Origin of the sequence: Paractinoplanes rhizophilus, assembly GCF_042664765.1 — a bacterium.
GTDB classification, from domain to species: domain Bacteria; phylum Actinomycetota; class Actinomycetes; order Mycobacteriales; family Micromonosporaceae; genus Actinoplanes; species Actinoplanes rhizophilus.
The window spans coordinates 107704-116022 of sequence record NZ_JBHTBJ010000017.1 but is presented as its reverse complement, the minus strand read 5'-3'; the positions used below and the strand labels follow the sequence as shown (position 1 = coordinate 116022).

At 72.3% G+C, this 8319-nt stretch carries 7 protein-coding genes; 2 read left to right on the top strand and 5 right to left on the bottom strand.

Annotated elements, in window-relative coordinates:
* Positions 1 to 361: 361 nt before the first annotated feature.
* From manA to ACFQS1_RS22900, 5 genes are read right to left on the bottom strand one after another with little or no spacing between them, the layout of a single operon-like run.
* Positions 362 to 1516, bottom strand: a complete 1155-nt coding sequence (manA, locus tag ACFQS1_RS22920) for a mannose-6-phosphate isomerase, class I (protein ID WP_378971691.1) — start codon at positions 1514 to 1516, stop codon at positions 362 to 364.
* Between the two features lie 13 nt (positions 1517 to 1529).
* Positions 1530 to 2495 carry a cation diffusion facilitator family transporter gene (locus ACFQS1_RS22915; protein WP_378971689.1) on the bottom strand — a complete coding sequence of 322 codons (966 nt, stop codon included), beginning with the start codon at positions 2493 to 2495 and terminating at the stop codon, positions 1530 to 1532.
* Positions 2492 to 3697 carry an SIS domain-containing protein gene (locus ACFQS1_RS22910; protein ID WP_378971686.1) on the bottom strand — a complete coding sequence of 402 codons (1206 nt, stop codon included), beginning with the start codon at positions 3695 to 3697 and terminating at the stop codon, positions 2492 to 2494. The genes ACFQS1_RS22915 and ACFQS1_RS22910 overlap by 4 nt, the downstream gene beginning before the upstream one ends.
* Positions 3697 to 3882, bottom strand: coding sequence for a Trm112 family protein (locus ACFQS1_RS22905; protein ID WP_378971684.1), 186 nt, complete (start codon positions 3880 to 3882; stop codon positions 3697 to 3699). The genes ACFQS1_RS22910 and ACFQS1_RS22905 overlap by 1 nt, the downstream gene beginning before the upstream one ends.
* Positions 3883 to 3925: 43 nt before the next feature.
* Entirely contained in the window at positions 3926 to 5305 is a 1380-nt protein-coding gene (locus ACFQS1_RS22900; RefSeq protein ID WP_378971681.1) for a phosphomannomutase/phosphoglucomutase, read from the bottom strand.
* Between the two features lie 142 nt (positions 5306 to 5447).
* Between ACFQS1_RS22900 and ACFQS1_RS22895 the strand changes: the two genes are divergently transcribed.
* Both ACFQS1_RS22895 and adh read left to right on the top strand, forming a co-directional pair.
* Positions 5448 to 6755 (top strand): GAF domain-containing protein, encoded by a 1308-nt coding sequence (locus ACFQS1_RS22895; protein WP_378971679.1) that lies wholly within the window; start codon positions 5448 to 5450, stop codon positions 6753 to 6755.
* A 40-nt stretch (positions 6756 to 6795) separates the two neighbouring features.
* Complete coding sequence (adh, locus tag ACFQS1_RS22890; protein ID WP_378971677.1) at positions 6796 to 8319, top strand: aldehyde dehydrogenase; 1524 nt, start codon at positions 6796 to 6798, stop codon at positions 8317 to 8319.

Genomic DNA, 8319 nt, shown 5'->3' with positions numbered 1-8319 from the left:
ACCCGCTGCCCCGGATCTTGATGAGTCGCCGCCCCACGCGAACAGCAACTCATCACCCCTCGGGAGCGCTCGGCACCCGCTGCCCCGGATCTTGATGAGTCGCCGCCCCACGCGAACAGCAACTCATCACCCCTCGGGAGCGCCCGGCACCCGCTGCCCCGGATCTTGATGAGTCGCCGCCCCACGCGAACAGCAACTCATCAGGCTTCAGCGCGTTTGCCCCCGAGCTCAGCCCGGCGGTCGCGGCACGGGCGCGAGTGTCGCCTGGGTCGCGGGGCGCGCCGGGTCGGTGGCTGCTGCGGTGGGGGTTCCGGGCGAGGCTCGTACCGAAAAAGAGCGTGACCGACACGCCTGGAGTACGTCAGACGGGGACGGCGGCCACGAACGCCTGGCCGGTGCCGGCCAGCTTGATCTGGCCGGCGCCGGCCGGGGCGAACGCCGCCTGGCCACGGGACAGCTCGATCGGGGTGCCGTCGACCGACTCGCCGGCGAAAAGCTCGCCCGCCGTGGCCAGGATGATGCGCGGGCCGCCGGCCGGAACCTCCAGCGGTGGGCGGGTGCCGTCGAGGTCGACGCGGTACAGGACGAAGTCGGGGATCGGGACCGGCCACGTCCGGACGCCGGGGGCGACCTCGACCGAGCGGAGAATCGGGTCGTCGAGGACCTCGAAGCGCAGCACCCGGAGCAGCTCGTCCACGTCGACGCGCTTGGGGGTGAGGCCGCCGCGCAGGACGTTGTCGCTCGCCGCCATCAGCTCGACGCCGAGGCCCTTGAGGTAGGCGTGGAGGTTGCCGGCGGGCATCCAGATGGCCTCGCCGGGCTGCAGCCGAACGTGGTTGAGCAGCAGCGCGACCAGCACGCCGGGGTCGCCGGGATAGCGCTCGGCCAGGTCGGCGGCCAGCTCGGAGACGCCCGACTCGCGGACCGCGCCGGTCAAAGCCTCGCGGTCGTCGGCGGGCCAGGTCAGCAGGGTCTCGACCGCGGCGCGCAGGTCGCCGTCGCGCAGCGACTTGACGACCGGCTCCAGCGACGGGATCGCCAGCGACTCGAGGGTGTCGGCGGCCGCGGCGGGCGCCCGGAAGCCGCACAGGGCCTCGAACGGGGTGAGCGCCACCAGCATCTCGGGCTTGTGGTTGGCGTCGGTGTAGTTCCGGGGCAGCGCCGGGTCGGCCTGCTGGCGGGCGAACGCGGCGCGGGCGTACTCGAGGCCGGGGTGGGCCTGCAGGGACAGCGGGGCGTCGGCGCCCAGCACCTTGAGCAGGAACGGCAACCGCGGGCCGAAACGGGCCAGCACCTGCTCCCCCAGCTGGTCCGCCGGGCTGCCGGCGATGAGCGTGTCGAGGCGGACGCCGCCCGCGGACCCGCCGACCGTGGACGGGTCGTCGGGGTGGGCGCCCAGCCACAGCTCGGCCTCGGGGGCCTCGGTCGGGCCGGGACGGCCCTGGAGGTCGGCGATCGCGGTGTGCGAGCCCCACGCGTAGGGGCGGATCACGCCGGTCAGCGGATACACGGTCATAAGCGGCAAATTATCAGGAGCCGGCCGTGGCCGTGGCGCCCTCGGCCGCCGCCGACTGCGCCTTCCGCTCGTGGTAGATGTCGGGCTCGATGTAGATGACCCGGGCGATCGGCAGCGCCTCGCGGATGCGGCTCTCGGTCTCGTCGATGTGCTGCGCCAGCTCGTCGGCGCGCTCGGTGCGCGGCACCGCGATCTTGACGGCGACCAGCAGCTCCTCGGGGCCGAGGTGCAGCGTCTTCATATGGATGATCCGCTCGATGCCGGGGCCGGCCAGGATCGCCGCCTCGATCTTCCGGGTGTCCTCGGGGGTGGCGCCCTCGCCGATCAGCAGGCTCTTGGTCTCGATCGCCAGGACCACCGCGATGGCGACCAGCAGGAGGCCGATGGCCCCGGTGCCGATGCCGTCCCACACGCCGTCGCCGGTGATCAGCGTGAGCACCACGCCGAACAGCGCGAGGATCAGGCCGATCAGGGCGCCGGCGTCCTCGAGCAGCACCACCGGCAGCTCGGGCGCCTTGGCCCGGCGCACGAAGTTGACCCAGGTGGTCTTGCCGCGGGTGTGGTTGGACTCCTTGATCGCGGTCATGAACGAATAGCCCTCGAGGCCGATCGCGATGACCAGCACGACGATCGGCACCCACTGCCACGAGTGGATCGCCTCGGGGTGCTGGATCTTGTGGTAGCCCTCGTAGAGCGCGAACAGGCCGCCGACGCTGAACAGCACGATCGACACGATGAACGCGTAGATGTACCGCTCCCGGCCGTAGCCGAAGGGATGCTCGGGGGTGGCCCGGCGCCGCGACTGCTTGCCGCCGATCAGCAGCAGGAGCTGGTTGCCCGAGTCGGCCACCGAGTGGATCGCCTCGGCCAGCATCGACGACGAGCCGGTGAGCAGCCAGGCGACGAACTTGGTGACCGCGATGCCCAGGTTCGCCGTCAGCGCGGCGATGATCGCCCGGGTCCCGCCCTCGGCGCTCATTGGATACCTTCCGGCATGGGGTTGGACAGCTCCTTCATCTCGCTGATCGCGGGTACGGCCATCGGGTCGAGCCCGTGCGCCAGCGCGAGGTACAGAGACGCGAAATCGGGCACCGCGGTGAGCGAGGCGAGCCGCTCGATCGCCGAGCCGCCCTCGGCGGTGAGCACGTCGCAGCGCACGCCGCGCCGCTCGGCAAGGGTCTGCACCGCCTCGGCGCGGCGCTCCTCGACGGCGACCGGCTCGTCGGCGTCGTCCTCGGGGTTGAGGCCGCCGTCGCGGAGGACCACCAGCCGCAGGCGGGTGGCGTCGTCGTCGCGCTCGTCGCCGGGGTCGGCGAAGATGTCGCGCGACGACTCGGCCAGTCCGCCGAAGACGCCGTCGAGCAGGCCGACCCGGCCGCGGCCGACCTCGCCCAGCGCGCCGGCCATCACCGGGTAGCGCGCGTTCGCGGCGAGCGTGTCGGCGAAGCGCCGGGCCGCGACGGTGGCCAGCGGGGACGAGCCCCAGACGATCGGGATGGAGCCGGCCAGGCCGAGCGCGAGCGCCTTGGCCGGGTTGACGAACGAGTCGGCGCTCGGACGGCAGCGCTCGGCGTCGGCGTCCAGCCGGGTGGCGGTCTCGGCCAGGTCGGCCTCGTTGACCTTGACCAGGCCAAGGGCGCGGCCGGCCAGCAGCACCGGGACCGCGAGGCCCCAGAGGCTGGCGCGGGCCGGGGCGCGGCGGGGCACCGGGATGAACGGCGCGCGGGCCCGCTCGGCCATCGCCTGCAGCTCGGTGTCGGGGTTGCCGATCGCGATCAGGCGGGCGCCGCGGCGGACCGCCGCCTCGGCCGCGGCGAGGGCCTCGGGGCTGCGGCCGGAGGCGCTCACCGCGAAGACCACGTCGGCCGCGCCGACCCAGCCCGGGATGCCGGCGCTGCGGTGCCCGATGATCGGCACCGGGCAGCGGTGGCCGGCCACGGTGGCCAGGATGTTGCCGGTCAGGCCGGCGGTGCCGATGCCGGCGACGACGACCGCGCGCGGGCGGCCCTCGTCGGCCAGCACGGTCAGGTCGGTCTCGGCGGCCAGCGCCGCCGACTCGCGCACCTGGGCGCCCGCCGACGCGGTGGCCCGCAGCATGCCGCCCGGGTCGTTGTCGAGCATCGACTTCTCGTCGTCGAGCAGCGACTCGTCGGCCACCCGGTGCCCGTTCACTCCCGCCATCAGTTGGCCTCCGCCGAGGGCCGGCGGGCCTCGTCGAGCAGCAGCACCGGGATGTCGTCGCGGACCTCGAAAACGCGTCCGCACTCCGTACAGGTCAGGGTCTGCGCCCCGGCGTCGTACGTCAACGGCGCGTGATGCGTGTCCGGGCAGGCCAGGATGTCCAGCAACTGCGGATCGAGGGCCACCGAACGACTCCTTACGGTGTTACGGAACAGTAGGCCCCAGATCCTACCGGCGGACGATGGCCAGCACTTCGTCACGTAGGGATGCCATGCGATCCGGCTTGGGCGCTTCGACGTTCAGCCGCAGCAGTGGCTCGGTGTTGGAGGCGCGCAGGTTGAACCACGCGCCGTCCGGCAGGGTCACGGTCATGCCGTCGAGCTCGTCGACGGCGGCGCCCGGGAAGGCCGAGCGGACCTCCTCGACCTTGGCCGGCACGTCGGCCACCGTGGAGTTGATCTCGCCGGAGGCGGCGTACCGCTCGTACTCGGCGCCCAGCTCGGACAGCGGGCGCTCCTGACCGCCGAGCGCGGCCAGCACGTGCATGGCGGCCAGCATGCCGGTGTCGGCGAACCAGAAGTCGCGGAAGTAGTAGTGCGCCGAATGCTCGCCGCCGAAGACCGCGTTGGTGCGGGCCATCTCGGCCTTGATGAACGAGTGGCCGACCCGGCTGCGTACCGGCTTGCCGCCGTGCTCGGTGATGATCTCGGGCACCGCGGCCGAGGTGATCAGGTTGTGGATGACCGTGCTGCCCGGGAACCTGGCCAGCTCGCGCACGGCGACCAGCGCGGTGATCGCGGACGGCGAGACCGGGTCGCCGTTCTCGTCGATGATGAAGCAGCGGTCGGCGTCGCCGTCGAACGCGATGCCGATGTCGGCCCCCTGCTCGCGGATGGCCCGCTGCAGGTCGGCCAGGTTGGCCGGGTCGAGCGGGTTGGCCTCGTGGTTGGGGAACGAGCCGTCGAGCTCGAAGTACATCGGCACGATGGTCAGCGGCAGGGCCGGCAGCACCTGGTCGCCGAGCACGGCGGGCACCGTGTAGCCGCCCATGCCGTTGCCGGCGTCCACGATGACCTTGAGCGGCCGGATGCCGGAGAGGTCGACCAGCGAGCGCAGGTGCGCGGCGTAGTCGCGCAACAGGTCACGGGTCTCCACCCGGGCCGGGCCGTCGGCCTTCGCGTTGAGATCGGCGAGCAGCTGCTCGGCGCGGCGGCGGACCACGGCCAGGCCGCTGTCCTGCCCGACCGGCCGGGCGCCGGCCCGGCACAGCTTGATGCCGTTGTACCGGGCGGGGTTGTGGCTGGCGGTGAACATCGCGCCGGGCAGGCCGAGCGAGCCGGAGGCGTAGTAGAGCTCGTCGGTCGAGGCCAGGCCGATGCCGAGCACGGCGGCGCCGGCGGCGTTGACCCCGCGGCCGAACGCGGCGGACAGGCCGGGGCCGGACTCCCGCATGTCGTGGGCGATCACGATCTGATCGGCGTCGTCACCCGACTCGCGCAACATCTCGACGAAGGCCGTGCCGAGCGCGCGGGCCACCGACTCGTTGAGCTGGTCGGGCACAACGCCGCGCACATCGTAGGCCTTGACGAGCTTGGACAGATCGGACAACTCTCCCCCTCAGCCAGGTAACTCCCGCCGAGAGTAACGGAGCAACGGAAACGTCCGGATGGCATTCGGGCAGCACCACTGTTACGCGTGAACTTGTCGGACGACGTGAGGCCGGTCACGATGGGGGAACTGGAGGTGCCCCGTGGCCAACCCGTGGATCGCCCTCGATCACGGCGCCGATCCCGCCGAGCGCATCCGCCAGGTGGGGCGGGCCCACGAGCGCTTCCTGTCCGGCGACCTCGTGGTTCCGCAGATCCGATCGGTGGTCGCGGAGTCCTGGCGGCGCTCGGCCGACGCGCTGTCCGATCCCGACCGCACCGCGCCGATCGAGCTGGGCGACGACGAGCTGGCGGAGTACCGCGCGGCGCACCCGCTGGCACGGGCGCTGCCGCTCTTCCGCGACCTGCTGGGTGGGCTGGCCGAGGACGGCGACCACCTGATGGCGGTCTGCGACGCGTACGGGCGGCTGCTCTGGGTCGAGGGGGCCGGCTCGGCGCTGCGCCGGGCCGAGCGGATGAACTTCGTGCCCGGCGCCCGATGGGACGAGCAGCACGCCGGCACCAACGCGCCCGGCACCGCGATCGCCATCGACCACTCGGTGCAGATCTTCGCGACCGAGCATTTCAGCCGGTCGGTGCAGCGCTGGACGTGCGCGGCCGCGCCGATCCACGACCCCGGCACCGGGCGTCTGCTGGGCGCGATCGACGTGACCGGCGGCGATCACCTGGCCAACCCGAACAGCCTCGCCCTGGTCCGGGCCACCGCGATGGCGGCGGAGGCCCGGCTGGGCAGCCACCGGCTCGCGCCGGCGGCCGGCTTCGAGACGACGCCGCCCGGCGTCGCGGGGCGGGTGACCGCGCTCGGGCGCGACGAGGCCACGCTGACCTTCGGCGGGGCGCGGCGCCGGCTCGGCCGCCGGCACTCCGAGCTGGTCGTCCTGCTTCTGGCGCACCCGGAGGGGCGTACCGGTGAGGAACTTGGTCTTGATCTTTATGGCGACGCCGCGAGCCCGGTGACCGTGCGCGCCGAGCTGTCGCGGTTGCGCCGGGCGCTGGGGCCGGAACTGCTCGAGTCGCGCCCCTATCGGCTGCGCGCCGCCCTGGACGCCGATTTCCGGGCGGTGACCCGCCTGCTCGAGCAAGGCCGGGTCGCGCAGGCCCTGGCGGAGTACGCGGGACCGCTGCTGCCCGGCTCGGACGCGCCCGGCGTGACCCGGATGCGCCGGCTCATCGACGGCCAGCTGCGCGCGGCCGTCCTCGCGTCCCGCGACCGGGCCCTGCTGCGCGCCTGGCTACGGGCCCCGTGGGGCGCCGACGACCTGCACGTGTGGGAGGAGTACGCCAAGGTCCTGCCGCCGGGCGCGCCGGCCCGCCCGCTGGCCGCCGGCCGGATCCGCCAGCTGGCCGCCGAGTACGGGCTTGCAACGGGGTTGCAACGTTCCGGTAACTAACGTCCGCAAGCACCGATCCCCAGAGGTGCAAAGGACTGCCATGACCATCTACTCCCCGCCCGGTTCCGACGGCTCGATCGTCAGCTACCAGTCGCGGTACGACAACTACATCGGCGGCGAGTACGTCCCCCCGGCCAAGGGCCAGTACTTCGAGAACCCGTCGCCGGTCACCGGGCAGGTCTTCACCGAGATCGCCCGGGGCACCGCCGACGACGTGGAGAAGGCGCTCGACGCCGCGCACGGCGCCGCCGACGCGTGGGGCCGCACCTCGGTGGCCGAGCGCGCGAACATCCTCAACAAGATCGCCGACCGGATGGAGGCGAACCTCGAGAAGCTCGCCGTCGCCGAGGCCTGGGAGAACGGCAAGCCGGTCCGCGAGACGCTGGCCGCCGACATCCCGCTCGCGATCGACCACTTCCGCTACTTCGCCGGCGCGATCCGGGCCCAGGAGGGCACGGTCGGCGAGATCGACGACGACACCATCGCGTACCACTTCCACGAGCCGCTGGGCGTGGTCGGCCAGATCATCCCGTGGAACTTCCCGATCCTGATGGCGACCTGGAAGCTGGCCCCCGCGCTGGCGGCCGGCAATGCGGTCGTGCTCAAGCCGGCCGAGCAGACCCCGGCGTCGATCCACTACCTGATGTCGCTGATCGGCGACCTGCTCCCGCCGGGCGTGGTCAACATCGTCAACGGCTTCGGCGTCGAGGCGGGCAAGCCGCTCGCCTCATCCCCCCGGGTCGCCAAGGTCGCCTTCACCGGCGAGACCACGACCGGCCGCCTGATCATGCAGTACGCCTCGGAGAACCTGATCCCGGTCACCCTGGAACTGGGCGGCAAGAGCCCGAACATCTTCTTCGCCGACGTCAACCGCGAGGACGACGACTTCCTCGACAAGTCGCTCGAGGGCTTCTCGATGTTCGCGCTCAACCAGGGCGAGGTCTGCACCTGCCCGTCCCGCGCGCTCATCCAGCAGTCCATCTATCAGGACTTCCTGGCGGCCGGGGTGAAGCGGGTCGAGAACCTCAAGCAGGGCAACCCGCTCGACACGGACACCCAGGTCGGCGCGCAGGCCTCCAACGACCAGCTCGAGAAGATCCTGTCGTACCTGGACATCGGCCGGCAGGAGGGCGCCAAGGTGCGTGCCGGCGGCGGCCGGGCCGAGCTGCCGGGCGACCTGTCCGGCGGGTACTACGTGCAGCCGACGGTCTTCGAGGGCCACAACGCCATGCGGATCTTCCAGGAGGAGATCTTCGGGCCGGTCGTGTCGGTGGCGTCGTTCGCCGACTACGCGGACGCCATCAAGATCGCCAACGACACGCTGTACGGCCTCGGCGCCGGCGTATGGACCCGCGACATCAACCTCGCCTACCGGGCCGGCCGCGCGATCAAGGCCGGGCGGGTCTGGACGAACTCGTACCACCTGTACCCGGCGCACGCCGCGTTCGGTGGCTACAAGCAGTCCGGCATCGGCCGGGAGAACCACAAGATGATGCTGGACCACTACCAGCAGACGAAGAACCTGCTGGTGTCGTACAGCCCCAAGGCGATGGGCTTCTTCTAG

Bases quoted from the DNA above. Each gene is read 5' to 3' on its own strand.
- ACFQS1_RS22915 (WP_378971689.1), bottom strand. From the start codon at position 2,495: ATGAGCGCCGAGGGCGGGACCCGGGCGATCATCGCCGCGCTGACGGCG.
- manA (WP_378971691.1), bottom strand. From the start codon at position 1,516: ATGACCGTGTATCCGCTGACCGGCGTGATCCGCCCCTACGCGTGGGGC.
- ACFQS1_RS22910 (WP_378971686.1), bottom strand. From the start codon at position 3,697: ATGGCGGGAGTGAACGGGCACCGGGTGGCCGACGAGTCGCTGCTCGAC.
- adh (WP_378971677.1), top strand. From the start codon at position 6,796: ATGACCATCTACTCCCCGCCCGGTTCCGACGGCTCGATCGTCAGCTAC.